General features: G+C 68.1%; 13 protein-coding genes. 4 read left to right on the top strand and 9 right to left on the bottom strand.

Annotation, left to right across the window (positions count from 1 at the left end):
• Position 1: 1 nt before the first annotated feature.
• Positions 2-481: a Dps family protein gene (locus DBO33_RS37330; protein ID WP_107659231.1), complete on the bottom strand. Its 480-nt coding sequence runs from the start codon at positions 479-481 to the stop codon at positions 2-4.
• 65 nt (positions 482-546) lie between these two features.
• Positions 547-1,476: a LysR family transcriptional regulator gene (locus DBO33_RS37335; RefSeq protein ID WP_107659232.1), complete on the bottom strand. Its 930-nt coding sequence runs from the start codon at positions 1,474-1,476 to the stop codon at positions 547-549.
• Positions 1,477-1,602: 126 nt separating this feature from the next.
• Here DBO33_RS37335 and DBO33_RS37340 point away from each other — a divergent pair, with 126 nt between their 5' ends.
• A complete protein-coding gene (locus tag DBO33_RS37340) occupies positions 1,603-2,109 on the top strand; it encodes a DUF4240 domain-containing protein (protein ID WP_199856872.1) in 507 nt (168 codons plus the stop codon).
• Between the two features lie 84 nt (positions 2,110-2,193).
• Positions 2,194-3,198, top strand: a complete 1,005-nt coding sequence (locus DBO33_RS37345; RefSeq protein ID WP_107659234.1) for a YeiH family protein — start codon at positions 2,194-2,196, stop codon at positions 3,196-3,198.
• 12 nt (positions 3,199-3,210) lie between these two features.
• On the opposite strand, the gene DBO33_RS37350 is transcribed toward DBO33_RS37345, so the two are convergent.
• A complete protein-coding gene (locus tag DBO33_RS37350) occupies positions 3,211-4,833 on the bottom strand; it encodes a DUF885 family protein (RefSeq protein WP_107659235.1) in 1,623 nt (540 codons plus the stop codon).
• 88 nt (positions 4,834-4,921) lie between these two features.
• Positions 4,922-5,986: a glycosyltransferase family 4 protein gene (locus DBO33_RS37355; RefSeq protein WP_107659236.1), complete on the bottom strand. Its 1,065-nt coding sequence runs from the start codon at positions 5,984-5,986 to the stop codon at positions 4,922-4,924.
• Between the two features lie 356 nt (positions 5,987-6,342).
• On the opposite strand from DBO33_RS37355, the gene DBO33_RS37360 reads away from it, so the two are divergent.
• On the top strand, positions 6,343-7,353 hold the full coding sequence (locus DBO33_RS37360; protein WP_107659237.1) for a glycosyltransferase: 1,011 nt from the start codon (positions 6,343-6,345) through the stop codon (positions 7,351-7,353).
• A 130-nt stretch (positions 7,354-7,483) separates the two neighbouring features.
• The gene (locus tag DBO33_RS37365) at positions 7,484-8,401 is read left to right on the top strand and encodes an esterase/lipase family protein (RefSeq protein ID WP_107659238.1); all 918 of its coding nucleotides are present in this window, start codon (positions 7,484-7,486) and stop codon (positions 8,399-8,401) included.
• Positions 8,402-8,458: 57 nt separating this feature from the next.
• Here the strand turns inward: DBO33_RS37365 and DBO33_RS37370 are convergent, their stop codons facing one another.
• The 5 genes from DBO33_RS37370 to DBO33_RS37390 all read right to left on the bottom strand — a co-directional run bounded on the left by DBO33_RS37370 (position 8,459) and on the right by DBO33_RS37390 (position 16,465).
• The gene (locus tag DBO33_RS37370; RefSeq protein ID WP_107659239.1) at positions 8,459-10,090 is read right to left on the bottom strand and encodes an MDR family MFS transporter; all 1,632 of its coding nucleotides are present in this window, start codon (positions 10,088-10,090) and stop codon (positions 8,459-8,461) included.
• A 12-nt stretch (positions 10,091-10,102) separates the two neighbouring features.
• On the bottom strand, positions 10,103-10,729 hold the full coding sequence (locus DBO33_RS37375; protein ID WP_107659240.1) for a TetR/AcrR family transcriptional regulator: 627 nt from the start codon (positions 10,727-10,729) through the stop codon (positions 10,103-10,105).
• A 154-nt stretch (positions 10,730-10,883) separates the two neighbouring features.
• Positions 10,884-13,607: a helix-turn-helix transcriptional regulator gene (locus tag DBO33_RS37380; protein ID WP_107659241.1), complete on the bottom strand. Its 2,724-nt coding sequence runs from the start codon at positions 13,605-13,607 to the stop codon at positions 10,884-10,886.
• A 44-nt stretch (positions 13,608-13,651) separates the two neighbouring features.
• Positions 13,652-14,950: a serine hydrolase domain-containing protein gene (locus DBO33_RS37385; protein ID WP_107659242.1), complete on the bottom strand. Its 1,299-nt coding sequence runs from the start codon at positions 14,948-14,950 to the stop codon at positions 13,652-13,654.
• 177 nt (positions 14,951-15,127) lie between these two features.
• Positions 15,128-16,465: an aspartate aminotransferase family protein gene (locus tag DBO33_RS37390; protein WP_107659243.1), complete on the bottom strand. Its 1,338-nt coding sequence runs from the start codon at positions 16,463-16,465 to the stop codon at positions 15,128-15,130.
• Positions 16,466-16,547 lie beyond the last annotated feature (82 nt).

Below are 16,547 nucleotides of genomic sequence, written 5' to 3' on the forward strand. Positions count from 1 at the left end.
TTCAGGAGGCCGCGACCTGCGCCTGCCACATCCAGTGCAGCTGCTCGAGCCGCGCCGCGAAGCCGATGAACAGGTCCTGCGTGACCGGGTCGGCCTTCTCGGTGGCTTCGATTCGCTCCCGCAGTCGCTGGATCACTGCCGTGAGGTTGCGCACGACGCCGTCGATGACGTCGGTGTCCTGCTGCCAGCCGTCGGGGAAGCCGACCGCACCGCTCTCCTTGGCGACCGTCTCGGCCCGCCCGTCCGGGCTGACGCCGACGGCGGTGGCCCGCTCGGCCGCGGCGTCGGTGAAGTCCCTGGCCGCCGTGACCAGCTCGTCCAGCGCCAGATGCACCGACCGGAAGTTCCGGCCGATCACGTTCCAGTGGGCCTGCTTGGCGATCAGCGACAGGTCGATCAGATCGATCACGGTAGCGCGCAGAGCCTCGCCCGCGACCTTCTGCTGCTCCGTATCGAGGGTGCTGGTGATGGGTTGACTCATCGTTCACGCCTTTCTTGTCGGATCCGTGTCACCGACTGGCCTACCCGCACGCCGCGTCCTAAACGTCACCAGTGACGAGCGCCATCCGATTCCAGTCGCGCGGCATGCTCGGCCAGCATTCCCGCAGGTCCCGACGGCGGCGATTGGCGCCGCCAGATCGCCCGGAACTTCCTGCTCAACGCCACCGGCCCGGCCAGCCGCACCTCGACGAGCGCGCCACTGGTCAGATCGGGACCCGCGATCAGCCTGCTCAATACCGCCGGCGCCACGGCGGCGCGGGCGGCGGCCGAGATCGCGACCGCGGACCCCAGCTCGGCCGCGGGCTGCGCCGGTTGACACTCGGCACCGAGGATCTCCCAGACCGTGTCCCGGGTCCCAGACCCTGGCTCGCGCCACAGCAGCGGCGTGGTCGCCAGCTCCCGCAAGGTCACCGGCTTCTTGCGGTGCGCCCATGGATGCGCGGCCCCGACCACGACCACCAACTCGTCCGCCCCGAGCACCCGGCTACCGAGGCCGGGCGGCGGATGCGGGCCCTCCACGAAACCGATGTCGGCGGCCCCGTCCCGGATCAACTCCTCGACGTGCCGAGTGTTGTCCACTTCCAAGGAGACCGCCACCTGCGGACAGCTTGCCCGTAACGCATTGAGCCACAGCGGAATCCGATGATCGGCGATAGTCTTCGACGCGGCCACCCGTAAGCGCGGCACATCGGCGGCGTGCAGCGCGGCCACACCGGCACTGAACGACCGCGCCGCTTCCAGCACCAACCGCGCGTGCGCGACCACCGACCGCCCCGAATCGGTCAAGGCCGACCCGGTCGGGCTGCGATCGAGCAACCGGAGCCGCAACCGCCGCTCCAGCGCGCTGATCCGCATGCTCGCTGCGGGCTGGCTGATACTGTGCCGCCGGGCGGCCGCACCGAGGCTGCCCAGCTCCGCAACGGAGACGAGCAGATCGAGTACGTCCAGATCGGGCGTCCCCGGCGGTAGCGTCATAACCATTGGTTATGTGCCTGCCCACCGCCCACGGCACCCCCCGTCGTAGCAATTACCCAATCATCCGACCTTATGAGTGGGTTGCCCGGCGCCGCAACGGAAGTCGCCCCTGGTAGCGTCCGGCGCGTGAGCAAGATCCCCGCCGCGGCCGACGAAGCCCGCTTCTGGACCCTGATCGAATCGGCGTGGGAGCTGGTCGGCGACGAACCGGCCGCGCTGCGAAAAGCGTTGATCCACCGGGAAAACGACGACGCGGTGCCCGCCGTCGAGGCGCAGGTGCCGCACTTCCTCGGGCACCTCCGCGGGCTGAGCGAAGAACTGTCGAGCGAAGAACTGACCGCGCTCGACCGCGTGCTCGAGCGAAAACTGTACGACCTCGACCGCGCCGATATCCACGGCGTCACCGGCGGTTCGGACGACGGCTTCCTCTACTGCCGGGGTTTCATCGTCGCGATGGGCCGCGAGTTCTACGACGCCGCGCTGGCCGCCCCGGCGGTCGCCGTGCGGGACACCGACGGCGGGAAAATGTGTTACTTCTTCGCACATCTGCACAACGACCGCTTCGGCGCCTTCCCGAAAACGGAGTCCGGTATTTCCCGGGAGTCCTTTTCGAACCCTGCCGGTTGGAACTGACGCAAGCACCCATTCGGCTGGCTTATGGGGTCCTCCCCATTCGACCGCTACCCCGCCCGGCCGCAGAGCGCGATCGTCTGAGGAATGACGCACGTTCGTCGCCTCTGTCCCGGTCTGCTCCTCGCGGCCGTACTGGCCACCGCGGCAACCTTTCTCGGTAAAGCACTGCCGGTCGCAGGCGCACCGGTGATCGCTTTGGCCTTCGGTGCCGTAGTAGGCGTATTCCTGCGCCGATCCGACGCTGACACAGGCACTTTCGATCCCGGCTTGGCCGTGACGCGGAAACGCCTGCTCGGTGCCGCCATTGTGCTGCTGGGCCTCGGCCTGCCGGTCGGATCGGTGCTCAGTGTCGGTAGGCAGACGGCGGTGGTGTTGATCGGGACGTTGATCCTGGGTGCAGCCGCCGCGGTGGTCGTCGGGCGAATGCTGGCCCTGGACCGGGAGTCGGCCACCCTGGTCGCGGTCGGCACCACCATCTGTGGCGCCTCGGCGATCGCCGCCGCCACCGCGGTACTCAAGCCCGACAGAGATCGGGTCGCCTACGCCCTCGGCACGATCTTCGTCTTCAATGTCGTTGCAGTGCTGGCATATCCACCCTTGGGACGCCTGCTCGGGTTGTCGCAGGAGGCCTTCGGGCTGTGGGCGGGTACCGCGATCAACGACACCTCATCGGTGCTGGCGGCCGGGGTGATCTACGGCCCCGCCGCCGCTCATTTCGCGGTGATCGTCAAACTCGTGCGCAGCCTGATGATTGTCCCGATGTGCGTCGGACTGCATCTCGCGAAGGACCGTAGCGAGCCCGCATCGTCCGCGAAAGCCACTTTCCTACAGTCGTTCCCGCTCTTCGTCATCCTGTTCCTCGTCGCATCGGTGATCGCCGGACTCGGCATGGTGCCGGACTCCTTGGGCCCGCCACTCGCACACTTCAGCGCATGGCTGATCGCCGCGGTCCTCGCCGCGATCGGCACCTCCCTGAGCTGGCAGCAACTGCGCAGCGCCGGATCGCGCCCTCTCCTGTTCGGCGGCATCCTCGCCGTGATCCTCGGAGTGTCCAGCCTCGTCCTGCAGTTCGCCACCGGCTGGTGGTGACGAACGCCTGAACTACCCGGCCAGCCGGTCGGCCTCGTCGAGATGGTCGCGCAGGCCAAGGAATTCCCACCGCTGCAAGGCCAGTGGCACATTTCCTTCGCGCCAGAGCCGGTCGTGGAACTCCTGGAGGTCGAATTCGTCGCCGAGTTCGCGCACCGCCGTGCTGAGCAGGTCCTGGATCTGTAGCTTGCCGATCTGGTAGCTCAAGGCCTGACCGGGATTGCTTGCGAAGAACACGGCTTCGTCCCAGGCGGTCTCGCGATCCATCGGCACGGCGCGGGCCAGCCGGTCGGTCGCCTCGTCGATGGAGAGGTGGCCTAGCGCGAGCTCGATGTCGACCTCGACGCGTAAAGCGCGCAGCCGCATGGCGTTTGCCACGAAGATGGCGCTGGCCGGTGCGTCGTCGAACAGGCCGGCGTGCAGCATCAGCTCCTCGTAGTTGAACGCGATGCCCTCGTTGGGCGCCGAGTCGTAGAAGTAACGCCGAGCGGGATTGTCGTGGTGCCAGCCGATCGCGACCTGCTGGGCGTGCACGCCCTCGTGCACGATCGCGGTGCGCGCGTCGAACGCGGCGGCTCGATCGAAGTACGGCAGGTCCGGGTGCGGTGCCGGGATGTACCGGACCGCATCCTCGTCCATCCGCGACGGGCCGGTCAGGTCGTCGGACACGCCGAGCCAGGTCAGCGGCTCGAGGTACGGCGGCAGTGGCGTGAACCGGTAGTGCCGCAACCACTCCGGCTGACCGAGCAGACCACGGGTAGCGGCGAACTCCCGCACCGCGCGCTCGTCGGCGGCCTGCCGCTCGACGCATTCGTGCACATCGGCGGGCAGCGACGGCGCGGGCGCTTCCCGATGCCTGGTGCGCAGCAGCGTTTCGAGGGCGACCGCCCGATGCCATTCCTGGCTGCCCATCTCGCGCAGCCGCCCTGCCGAATAAGGCAGCAGCGCAACACGATGCAAGAAATAAGCCAGCCCCTCCGGTCCGACAGGCGCCACCTCACCCAGGGTGGGCAGCTGTTCGGTGAGCCAACTCCGGTACGCCGCAACGGCGTCCGCGGCCACCCGGGTCGCGGCGGGCACCTCGGCCGCGTACTCGTCGGGCAGGAAGGGAAGGAGCGCCGTCATCGCGGCTTCGAGCGAACCCGCCGATTCGTCCAGCAGGCGCAGCGTGCTGCGTGTGAACGACGCGCCCGCATGGCCCGCGAGATTCTCCCTGGCCTGCTCGAGCACCAGCGGAACGTGGCGCAGCAGCGCGCTGATCTTCGCCGCCCGCGCATTGTCGAACGGCGACGATCCGAGCAGCTCCACATAGATCGGGCCGAGGCTCTGCTGCACATAGAACCCGGGATTGCACTCCCAGGCGCGGATCAGCTCGAGTTCCCAGTGCACCCTGGCCAGCGCCGAGCCGAGCAGCCTGCCGTCGACCTGCACCGCCACCGGCTCGTCGCACAGGTCGAGCTCGCGGTGCCTGCGGGTCAGCTCGGCGAGGACCGTCCTGAGCTCGGCGATGGCCGCGGGCGACCAGTCGGGCAGCCAGCCCGCCGGCCGTTCCACCCGGGGCAAGTCATCGCTGGAGTCGGGCACTGTCGCCAACCGCCAGTTCCAGAACTCTTCGGCAAGCTTCGCTAGACCCATATCCGCACAATACAATTCGGGACAGCAACCAGCTAGCGGGTCAGGAGATCACCGCGTCGACCGCCTGATTCGCCCCCCGAGGGACTATCTACAGCCCGGCGTGCGAGAACAGGCCGGGTGAACCGATGCCCTGTTGCTGCGGGGTCGCGGGCACGATGCGCTCGAACAGCGCCAGATAGTCGTCGATCATCCGGTCCGCGCTGAAGCGTGCCTGCACGTCGTCGCGGGCGGCGCTTCGATCGAGTTTCTCGAGCTCGGCTACCGCGGCCGCTGCCCCGTTGACGTCGGTCACCAGGAAGCCGGTGACGCCGTCTCGGATGAGCTCCGGCATCGAGCCCAATGGCGTTGCGATGACCGGTGTTCCGGTGGCGAGCGCTTCGACGACCGCGAGGCCGAACGGTTCGGCGAAGCCGATCAGGTGCAGCAGCGCACGGGCGCCGCCGAGCAGTTCGTCCCGGCGTTGCGGGCCCACCGGACCGACGTAGGTCACCGCGGCGTCGTCGAGGTGCGGTTCGACCGCGGTGCGGAAGTACTCCTCGTCCTGCACCACGCCCGCGATGATCAGCGGCAGCCCGGTGAGCCGCGCCACCTCGATGGCCAGGTGTGTCCCCTTGTCGGGATGAATTCGTCCGAGAAAGAGCAGATATTCGCCGTGTTCGGGCCGAAAGGTGAACTGGGCGAGATCGATACCGTGATGAATTGTCGCCGCATAGTTCAGCGTGGGGTGCCGGTCCGCATCGCTGATCGCCACATAGTGCGCGATATCGTCGAATGCTTGATACACCGGCACGATATTCGGCGAGGAAAAGCCGTGAATGGTGGTGACCACCGGGGTCGACACCAGGCGACTGTAGGTCAGCGGCATGAAATCGAAGTGGTTCGCCAGCACATCGAACTCACCGGCCTGCCCGAAAGCCGTCGAATTGTGCAGCGCCTCAGCGACTTTCGCGTCCGAACCCGCGGTTTCCGCGTACCCGGACGGCACCGGCGAAACCAGCTTCGCGGAGGTCTCGGAGTCGGCCGTGGCGAACAGGGTGACGTCGTGTCCGCGCGCGACGAAACCCTCGGCCAGCGTGGCGGCGATGTGCTCCCACGGGCCATAGTTCTTCGGTGGCGTACGATGAGCGACCGACGCGATTACGCCGATTTTCATATAATCCTCGATTACTGGCGAATTCACCGCCGAGAGCCGTCCCGGAACGGGCGGACTTTGATGCCCCTACTCTATCACGGCAGTTATGCGCCACCTGAGTGTTACCATCGAGGCCCAGTGGTCGATCCGCCCGTGTCGTGTTCCGGACCGGATTCTCGAGCGCTCCAGCGCAGCACGATCAGCCGATCGAGTGGCTGGGCAGACAGCGGCACCGGCGGCGCTGACTCGAATCAGGGGAAGGCTGACGATAGAAGCCGTCGCAGCGGGTAAACCGGTGGTATCGACGGACTTTCCGCACGCAAATACCATGCGCTTGCCGCAGAGACGCGACAAGCCGATGCGAAGTTGGCTACAGCATGAGCGAAACCATCACCATCTCCTACGCCCACCTGGTACGACTCAGTGACGACGTCGGGATCTTCGAACACGCCAGGCTCACCACGCCGCGGCACGAGAACGGTTACTGCGTAGACGATGTCGCGCGGGCCCTGGTCGTGGTGGCCCGCGAACCCGAGCCGACCGAAGAGCTCAACGCGCTCGCGCAGGTGTACGCGCGCTTCGTCGTCGAGGCGCTCACCGAGGACGGCCGCTGCCACAATCGCCGTGGCAAGGATCTGAACTGGCAGGACGAACCGAGCGTCGAGGATCATTGGGGCCGCGCCCTCTGGGCGCTGGGCACCGCCGCCGCCCGCAGGCCCGACCTGGCCGAAAAGGCGTTGGCGCACTTCACCATCGGCGCCAGGCAGCGTTCCCAGTTCCCGCGGGCGATGGCCTTCGCCGCACTCGGCGCGGCCGAGGTGCTGCACGCGAACCCCGGAAATCTCCCGGCGCAAGCATTATTGGCCGATACCGCCGCCCTGATCGGCCCGCCGACCCGCCGCCTCGACTGGCGGTGGCCCGAGCCCAGGCTGCACTACGCCAACGCCGTGCTGGCCGAAGCGCTGCTGGTGGCCGGTGCCGCACCGGACCAGAACCGCACGCACGCCGACGGATTGGCGATGCTGCGCTGGCTGCTGGAGATCGAGACCGCGGGCGACCACCTGTCGGTCACCCCGATCGACGGCTGGGCGACCGGCGAGAAACGTCCCGGCTTCGACCAGCAGCCGATCGAGGTCGCCAGCCTGGCCGATGCCTGCGCCCGCGCCTACGACGACACCCGCGACCAGCGGTGGCGGGACGCGGTCATGTTGTGCGAGGCCTGGTTCCGTGGCGAGAACGACGTCTCGACGCCGCTCATCGACCCGAGCAGCGGCGGCTGCTGCGACGGGCTGGAACCCACCGGACGCAACGAGAACCAAGGCGCCGAAGCGACGCTCGCCATGCTGTCCACCATGCAGCAGGCCCGTCGCCTGCAAGTGGCCGAGTGACGGAGGCCGTGGATCGGCCCCGGCCGCCTGCAGGTGGGTGAAAACCGAGCGCTGTACGGTTTTCGAATCGGACCCGCGCCCGAGGTCCAGCACACACTTCGCATGAACAGCCGGCGCAGAGGAGACGACGATGACGTGGTGGCGCAGGCTGACGGCGGCGACTGCGGTGGCAGGGGTTGTCTGCGCACTGGGTGTCTCGGGTGCGCAGGCCGCTCCCGAGCCCGGCGGTCTCGGCAGTGGAAGCGCGGTCGGCAAGGACCCGGACGGCAGCACGCCACCCGGAGGCGCCAATGACTGGGCGTGCCGTCCCACCCCGGCCCATCCGCGACCCGTGGTGCTGGTGCACGGCACCTGGGGTAACCAGAACGACTGGGACGTCCTGGGCCCGCAGCTGAAAGCCGAAGGCTACTGCGTCTTCACGCTGAACTACGGCCGCGACACGTCGAGCGTGCTCGGCGCGCTGCGGGGGATGTACGGCACCGGCGACATCGGTTCCTCGGCCGGTGAACTCGCCGCGTTCGTAGACCGGATCCGCGCCGCCACCGGCGCGGCGAAGGTCGACCTGGTCGGCCATTCGCAGGGTGCGGTGATGTCGCGCCAGTACCTGCGGTTCGGCGAGGGTACCGACACGGTCGGCCGCCTGATCTCACTCGCGGGCACCAACCACGGCTCGACCATGCGCGGTGTCGCGACGCGGCTCCCGCCTGGCAGCACCGCCGGTCTCTCCGTCGCACTGCCGCCGATCGCCGGAGTCGCTGCCGCACAACAGCTCGTGGGCAGCGACTTCATCCGGAACCTCAACGCCGAAGGCGACACCGTGCCGGGCATCGACTACACGGTGATCGCCAGCACGCACGACGACGCTTCCGCCCCGTCGGAAGCCACTTTTCTCCAGGCCGGCCCCGGTGCGACGGTCGACAACGTCTGGGTCCAAGACTTCTGCGCCACCGACACTTTCGATCACGGCACCCTGCCTCAATCCCCCACCGTCGCCTACATCATCAAGAAGGCGCTCGATCCGAGCTACGTCGGCACCGCGTGCGGTTGATCCGAAAAAGCACCGGGCGGTAGAGCTTTCGCCTTACCGCCCGGGGTTCTGTTGCTGTCAGCTCCGATCCGAGACCAGCCGTGGATCCGGATCCTCGTCCTTCGCTGAGGCAGTCCGGTCCGACTCCTCTTCTATCACCGCTTCGCCGCGAGCGACCATACCCGCCTCATCGGAGAGCTTCAGCTGCGGAATGAACAGCGCGAGCAAGAAGATGATGACGCCACCGGGAATCAGGTACCAGAAGCCGGGGACCAGCGCGTCCACGTAAGCACCGACAATCGCGTCGTGCAGCCCATCGGGCAGGTTCTTCACCACCGAGGGCACCAGCGCCCCCGGATCGAGCTTCGCCGCCATGACCTCCGGACCGTGCGACGTGAACGCGTCGGTGAGGCCCTCGGTCAGCCGGCTGGTGAAGATGGAGCCGAAGATCGCGACACCGATCGCACCACCCATCTCGCGGAAGTAGTTGTTGGCACTGGTCGCGGTGCCGATCTGGTTGGGCGTCACGGCATTCTGCACGACCAGCACGATGATCTGCATGATCAGGCCGAGGCCGGCGCCGATCACGAAGAGCATCGCCGACACCACCCACATCGCGGTGTGCGCGTCGAGCCGGGTCAGCCACAGCAGGCCCGCGAGCATGAACAGCGCGCCGAGCGGCGGGTAGACCCGGTAGCGGCCAGTCTTGGTGATCGCCGCCATCGAGCTGATCAGCGTGAGCATCATGCCGAGCATCATCGGGATCAGCAGCAGACCCGACACCGAGGCGGACAGGCCGGTGGCCATCTGCAGGTAGGTCGGGATGAAGCCGATCGCGGCGAACATGACCAGGCCGACCAGCAGGCCGATCACCGAGGTCAGCACGAAGGTGCGGTTTCGGAACAACCACAGCGGCAGCATCGGCTCCTCGGCCCGCGCCTCCACCATGACGAAGGCGGCCACCACGACCACCAGCGCGGCGATCATCGCCACGATCGTGGTCGAACCCCACGCGTACTGCTTGCCGCCCCAGTCGGTGATCAGGATCAACAACGTTGTCGCCGAGGACATCAGCACCACGCCGAGGTAGTCCGGCTTGGTCTTGGGCCGATGGCTGGGGACGCTCAGGTAGCGGAAGGCGATGAACAGCGCCGCGAGACCGATCGGCACATTGATCCAGAAGCACCAGCGCCAGCCGAGCGTATCGGCGAAGAAGCCGCCGAGCAGCGGTCCGGCGACCGAGGTGACACCGAAGACGGCACCCATCGGCGCCATGTACTTGCCGCGGTCCTTGGCGGGCACCACATCGGCGATGATGGCCTGCGCCAGGATCATCAGGCCGCCACCGCCGACGCCCTGCAGGCCACGGAAGACGATGAACTCCCAGAAGCTGGTCGAGGCGGCGGCGCCGACGGATGCGGCGGTGAACGCGGTCACCGCGAACAGGAAAAGCCAGCGCCTGCCGAACATGTCGCCGAATTTGCCGTAGATCGGCATCACGATGGTGGTGGCCAGCAGGTACGACGTCGCGGTCCAGGCCATGTGCGAGACGCCGCCGAGCTCGCCGACGATGGTCGGCATCGCGGTGCCGACGATCATCTGGTCCAGGCTGGCCAGGAACATGCCCGCGATGAGCGCGGAGAAGATGAGCCAGATTCGCTTCTGGGTCAGGACAATGGGGGTAGGCGGCGAGTCAGCCGTGGTGGTCATGTGGCACGTCTCCTAATTTCCGTCGTCGGGCTTGTCGAACAGCCGGGCGGCCATCGCGCAGTGCTCGTGTATCGCCGCGGTCAGCGATCTGCTGGTGTCCTCGGCCGAGGACATCACCGCCCGGGTGGTGATCGCCGTCATGACTCCCGCTGCGAGCGAGGCGAATTCGGCCGAGACCGGTTCGCCCGCCCGCGCGGTGAGCAGTTCACCGACCAGGGCCTCCTGGCGCACACCCGCCGCCATGAAGCCCGCCAGCACCCGCGGCTCGGCTTTGATGAGCTCTACTACCAGCGAAATCGCTTCGCGCACTTCCTCTTCCGGCGCGAAGGAGGCGGCGAAGAGCCAGGTCAGGTCGTGCATCAGCATGCCGCTCGGCCCACCGGCGATGAACGTTTCCCGGGCTTCCGGGGTACCGATCTCCTCGATCGGGCCGACCAACGCGTCGAGCTTGGTGTCGTAGTAGTTGAAGAACGTGCGCGGCGAGACCCCGACGACCTTGGCGATGTCTTCGACGGTGGTCGCGTCGAACCCGCGCTCGACGGCCAGCCGCCGCGCGGCCATACACAGGTCGAGCAGGGTTTGGCGTTTCTTCTGGGCGCGGAGCCCGACCGGGGACTCCGCGGGGGTGGACGGTGGCATGGCCAAAATTTAACACAAACTGCAAAATTTCAGACAGTGCAATATTCTGTGATGGTGCTCACCCCCACGGCTCGGCCCGGCCTCGAAGGAAGGTCCACCCGGCCGCGCCATGGAGCGTGAATAGCCAAGCTGCACAGCCGATTCAGTGTGGATGTCAGTCGAAAAGCGGCAGTGCGGACAACTCGGTGCGCGAGGCGACGCCGAGCTTGGGGTACGCCTTGTAGAGATGGTGGCCGATGGTGCGCGGGCTGAGAAACAGCTGCGCGGCGATATCGCGATTGGACATGCCCCGGCCGGCCAGCCGCACGATCTGCAGCTCCTGCGGGGTGAGCGCGGCCAGAACGCCGGGCGGGCGGCTGGTCGGCACGGCCGCACCACTGGCATCGAGTTCGCTGCGGGCACGGTCGGCCCACGGGGTCGCACCGAGCCGATCGAAGGTCTGCACCGCGGCCCGCAAATGCGTGCGCGCCTCGATGGTGCGGCGCCCGCGGCGCAGCCACTCGCCGTACAGCAGTTGGGTACGCGCCCGCTCCACTGGGCGGGCCTGATCGTGCAGTTCGAGTGCGGCGAGGTAGTGCGCGTCGGCAGCGTCGTCGGTCGCGAGCAAGGCCAGACAACGCTGCACGAGCGCGTCGATCCACGGTTGCCCGGCATGCGCGGCCCAGCCGGTGAATCTGGCGAAAGCCGCTGCGGCACGGTCGGGTTCGCCGATCCGTACCGCGGCCTCGACCAGATCGGGGGTGCAGCGGATGACCGGCAGCCGATACGGCATCGCGTTGCGCACCACCTCTTCGAGACGGCACAGCGCCGCCTCCGCGCGGCCGTATCCGAGATCGAGCAGGCTCAGTCCCCACTGCACCCCCGGCGACCCCAGGGCACTCCCGTTGGCCGTGCCGAAACCCGCCTCGGCGGCCGACCGGCAGGCTTGCTCATCACCTTGTAGCGCAGCGAGATTCACCAGGATGGAGTTGGCCTGGGCGTGCCAACCAGGTTGCCCGGTGTCCAGCGCGATCTGCGCCGCCTCCGTCGCGTTCGCCTGGGCGTCGGCGTATCTGCCGAAGAAGAGCTGCGTGGTCGCCAGATAGGTCAGCGCGGGTGACAGCAGGCCGATTCGTCCATGGTTGCGCAGCAGCGCGGCCACCGAGGCCGCCAACTCGTTGCTCTCGGTGTCCGCACCGGCGGCCAGGCTCGCACTGCCGGTCAGAATGATGCCGCGCAGATCATCGGCCCTGATCCGGCGTGCGGCGGCGGCCACCTCGGGCAGCGGGGGCAGATCGGTGACCGGGCGGCCCAGCGGCAGCCGGGTGAGCCAGATCAGCAACTGGCACACGGGGGCGAGCGGATCGGCGGCAGGCAGGCTCAGCGTCGCCAGCCGCTCGGCGGTCCGGTCGAGCAACACCGAATCGCCGGACTGCCAACTGATGTGCCAAGCCAGAAAGATCATCTCGGTCAGACGCGACTGCGCGCTCGGGTCGTCCTCGGCCACGATCAGATCGATGCCCGTGCACAACAGTGCGTGCGCGCTGCGTAACGCTCCCGTGCCGAAGTCCGCGGCCGCGCGCAGCGCGAGCAGCCGGGCCCGCAGCACCATGCCCGCACCGTCCTCGGGCACCGACTCGGCCAACGCACGGGCCCGGTCGAAATCGCCCATCTCGTTGGCGGCCTCGGCGGCCAGCGTCAACCGCCGCGACCTGGCCGCCGGGTCCGCGGTCAGCTGGCTCGCCCGTTCGTATGCCGCCGCGGCCGCGGCGTGGCCATTGCGCCGGCCCGCACGCGCCGCGGTGTTCTCCAGCACCGCCGCCACCCCTTCGCTGGGGCCGGTGGCCGCCGCGGCCAAATGCCAAGCGCGGCGGTCGATATCGTTCGAGCCGTCCAGCGCCGCGGCAAGCGTGCGATGCACCGCGAGGCGGCCGCTCACCGGTGCGCCCTGGGACACCGCCGCACGCACCAGCGGGTGCCGGAACGTCACCATGTGATCGGCGATCCGGATCAGGCCGGCCTGCTCGGCGGGCACCAGATCGGCGAGACCGAACCCGAGCAGCGCCGCGCTGCGCAACACCAGATCGAGGTCACCGGTGTCCTCGGCCGCGACGAGCAGCAGCGTCCGGGTCGCCTCGGGCAGTTTGCTCACCTGGCCGTAGAAGGCGGCCTGCAACCGGGTGGTCAGCGGGAGCGCGAGCGGCCGCCTGGCCCCCGACAGCTCGACCGCGAACGCGGCCGGAAGTTCCAGCAGCGCAAGGGGATTGCCGCACGCTTCGGTCAGCACCCGGAACCGGACGGTGGGCGTCAGCTCGTTGCCATGCCGGTCCAGCAGGTCGACCGCGTCGGTCTGCGCCAGCCCGGTCACCGTCAACTCGGGCAGGCCGGGCGCCGAGAACGCGGTCTCGCCGTCCCGCGCGGCGAAAAGGACCGCAACACCCTCGGCATGCAATCGTCGCGCGGCGAATACCAGCGCCTCCGCCGACGCGCGGTCCAGCCACTGGGCGTCATCGATGACGCAGAGCACCGGGGTCTCCTCGGCCAGCTCGGCGAGCAGGGAGAGCACCGCGAGACCGACGAGCAGCCGCTCGGTCGACGGCACCGACACCAGTCCGAACGCACCCTCCAGCGCCCGCCGCTGCGGTTCCGGCAGCGCCTCGATCCGGTCCAGGCACCGTCCGAGCAGCATGTGCAGACCGGCGAACGGCAGTTCCGCCTCGGATTCCACACCGGTGCCGCGCAACACCCGCATGCCGTCGGTGGCCGCCGCGTAATCGAGCAATGCCGTCTTGCCGATACCCGGCTGTCCGCGCAGCAGCAGCGCGCCGCTGGCCCCGGCCTTGGCCTGACTCAACAAACGATCGATGACCGCCAGTTCCTCGATACGTCCGTAGAGCATTGCTGGACGCTACCTATCCACGAGCGCCGAGTCCGCAGGCAGTGCTATCTGATGCCTGGTGTTGCCGGGTCGGCGCCGAGGCAGCCGAGGACGAAACAACCCGGCGGCCAATCATCGAAGGGTGGCGCGAGCGACTTACCGAGGCACTCGAGCGGGCCGCAGCCGGGGTAAGCGAAGGGGCCCAGGCCCAAAGCGCCGAAGGTGGCGTCCGGATTCGAGATCATCGGGTCGGCGAGGCTGATATCCGGTTGCTGCACATAGGGTCCCGGGTCCGGCAGGCGCGGTTCCCGGAACGCCGCGACGACGCCGCGCAGCACGTCGTGCGGGAAGCTCACCGCGCCACCTGGAACGGTCACACCGGTCCAGCTGACCAGCAGGCCGAGGCTGGGCACGATGAAGTTGTCCTGGCGCATCATGCCGCCCATCTTCACCGCGTCCGGCGGCAGTCCGGGCAGCTCGACGGTGCAGCGCGGCCCGTTCACCACGAGGAGGAACCCGTAGCACTCGTTGGTCGGCGTCGACTGACTGGCCTGGGCCAGATACTCGGCGGAGATGACCTGATTGCCTTGCCAGTTCCCGTGATTGACGAGCAGCAGGCCGAGCTTGGCGAAATCGTCGGGCGGCAGGACCAGATGCGCGTAGCCATAGGTGTTGCCACTGCGGTCACGAGCCCAGTGATAGTCGCTGCGTTGAATGCCCAACGGGTCGAACAGCTTTCGCTGGGCGTAAGCCTGGAAGTCGGTGCCCACCGCCTGCTGCACCACATAGACGAGCAGGTCGACGGCGCGCTGACTGTATTTCCACACCTCGCCCTGCGGCCGCTCGATCGGCATCGCCAGCGCCTGCGCCACCACGTTCGGGTCGATCTGCGCCAGCCCGGTGATGCCCTCCGAGGCCACCGCCACCTGCATACCCGAGGTCTCGGTGAGCAGGCTGCGCACGGTGATCGCGCGGTGTGCCGCGTCGCCGAGCCCGGCCGGGAGGTAGGTGTCGATCGGAGCATCGAGCCGCAGCCTGCCCTCGTCGACGGCGATGCCCGCGACCATGGAGACCACGCTCTTCGTGCTGCTCCACAGGTTCCACGGGATTCCGCCGGTCTGGTCGTTCCTCGGTCCGGTCGCGATCAAGCAGTTGTGGCGGTAGACCTGCACATTGAGTCGCGACGGGTCCGCCGCGAAGGGCACCGCGGCGCGCAGTGCCGCCGCATCGAGCCCCACTTCCTCGGGTGTCGCGGTCTGCGGTTTCCGTCCGTCGACGACGGCGCACTGCCGTTGTCCGGGCGGCGCGGCATCGGCTGTGCCACCGACGATTTCGATACTGAGGAACATGGTCGCGGCCGTCATCGTCGACACCACAAGGCTTTTCAGTGAACGACGCACTCCGCGCCCCCATTTCTCGACGGGTTCTGCTCGGCACATCGAGAAGGACGGCGTTCCGGTTACCGCCCGGAGTGCCCATAGTTGTCGTGGCCAGCGCGCTGGGGGCAGTGAACAGGACGATGACGCGACGGCGGCCTGCTGTCAACGCAACCGCGCGGCCGCGTCGCCGATCGCCTCGTCGAGGATGGACAGTCCGAGCGACAGTTCGTCCTCGGTGGCGGTCAGCGGCGGGGCGATGCGGAAGACGCCGCCCATGCCGGGCAACTGCACGATGTTCATGTGCAGGCCCAGTTCCAGGCAGCGGCGGGTCACCTGCGCACCTAGTTCGTCCGAGCCCTGTTTGGTCGCGCGGTCCACGACCAGTTCCAGCCCTGCGAGCAGGCCACGACCGCGGATATCCCCGACGACGTTGTGCCGCTCGGCGATTCGCTCCAGCCCACGCCGCAGGAAGGCGCCTAGCTCGGCGGCCCGCACGTCGAGCCCGTCGCGGATGAGCACGTCGAGCACGGTGTTGCCGACCGCGGCCACCAAGGGATCCGCGACGTGTGTGGTGAAGAACAGGAAACCGCGATCGTGCGCCTCCTGCTCGATCTCGGCGCTGGTGAGCACGGCGGCGAGCGGCAGGCCGGCACCGAGCGTCTTGGACAACGTGAGGATGTCTGGCACGATGCCGTCGCGCTCGAACGCGTACCAGGATCCGGTGCGGCACAGTCCGGTCTGCGCTTCGTCGAGGATCAGCAGCATGCCGCGCTCGCGGCATCGCTCGTGCAACGCGGCGAAGTAGCCGGGCGGCGGTTCGACCACGCCACCGGAGCTCAGGATCGGCTCGACGATGCAGGCGGCTAGGCTGCCGACCGATTGGGCGTCGATCAGGTCGAAGGCGAAGTCGAGCTGTCGCTGCCAGTCGAGTTCGCCGGTGGCCGTGGTGAAGTCGGGCCGGTAAGTGTGCGGAACCGGGATGGCGAAGTTGCCGGGGGCGGCCGGACCGTAACCCTTGCGGCCCGCGCTGTAGGTGGCGCTGGCGGCGGCCTGGGTCATCCCGTGCCACGAGCGGGCGAACGAGACGATCTCGTGTTTTCCGGTGACCAGCTTGGCCATTCGGATCGCCGCCTCGTTGGCCTCGGCGCCGGTGGTGAGCAACAGCGCCTTTTCCAGCGGGTCGGGCAACGTGCCCGCCAGCCTGCGGGCGAGGTCGACGACCGGACGGCTGAGCATGCCGCTGAACAGGTGGTCGAGCTCGCCGACCTGATGGCGGACGGTCGCGACGATGTCCGGGTGTGAGTGGCCGAGAATCGCGCTCATCTGGCCAGATGTGAAATCCAGTATCTCCCTGCCACTTTCGGTGTACAGGAAGCTCCCGGCGGCGCGGGTGATGATCTCGGGGGTGAAGGTGCCCGCGCCCGCGTAGCGCACGAGGTGACGGTCGGTGTCGGCCCAGAAGTCCTCGGTGGACCGCGGCGTGTAAGTGGGGGAAGCCATGTTTCGACGGTAAGGACGAGGCGAGCGCCACGTCCATCTCACAATTCCGGCTGTGCTGTTCGGTATAGCCGTACAACAATCG

Source organism: Nocardia suismassiliense (assembly GCF_900269665.1).
GTDB lineage: Bacteria > Actinomycetota > Actinomycetes > Mycobacteriales > Mycobacteriaceae > Nocardia > Nocardia suismassiliense.

Bases quoted from the DNA above. Each gene is read 5' to 3' on its own strand.
- DBO33_RS37330 (WP_107659231.1), bottom strand. From the start codon at position 481: ATGAGTCAACCCATCACCAGCACCCTCGATACGGAGCAGCAGAAGGTC.
- DBO33_RS37335 (WP_107659232.1), bottom strand. From the start codon at position 1,476: ATGACGCTACCGCCGGGGACGCCCGATCTGGACGTACTCGATCTGCTC.
- DBO33_RS37345 (WP_107659234.1), top strand. From the start codon at position 2,194: ATGACGCACGTTCGTCGCCTCTGTCCCGGTCTGCTCCTCGCGGCCGTA.
- DBO33_RS37350 (WP_107659235.1), bottom strand. From the start codon at position 4,833: ATGGGTCTAGCGAAGCTTGCCGAAGAGTTCTGGAACTGGCGGTTGGCG.
- DBO33_RS37355 (WP_107659236.1), bottom strand. From the start codon at position 5,986: ATGAAAATCGGCGTAATCGCGTCGGTCGCTCATCGTACGCCACCGAAG.
- DBO33_RS37360 (WP_107659237.1), top strand. From the start codon at position 6,343: ATGAGCGAAACCATCACCATCTCCTACGCCCACCTGGTACGACTCAGT.
- DBO33_RS37365 (WP_107659238.1), top strand. From the start codon at position 7,484: ATGACGTGGTGGCGCAGGCTGACGGCGGCGACTGCGGTGGCAGGGGTT.
- DBO33_RS37370 (WP_107659239.1), bottom strand. From the start codon at position 10,090: ATGACCACCACGGCTGACTCGCCGCCTACCCCCATTGTCCTGACCCAG.
- DBO33_RS37375 (WP_107659240.1), bottom strand. From the start codon at position 10,729: ATGCCACCGTCCACCCCCGCGGAGTCCCCGGTCGGGCTCCGCGCCCAG.
- DBO33_RS37380 (WP_107659241.1), bottom strand. From the start codon at position 13,607: ATGCTCTACGGACGTATCGAGGAACTGGCGGTCATCGATCGTTTGTTG.
- DBO33_RS37385 (WP_107659242.1), bottom strand. From the start codon at position 14,950: ATGACGGCCGCGACCATGTTCCTCAGTATCGAAATCGTCGGTGGCACA.
- DBO33_RS37390 (WP_107659243.1), bottom strand. From the start codon at position 16,465: ATGGCTTCCCCCACTTACACGCCGCGGTCCACCGAGGACTTCTGGGCC.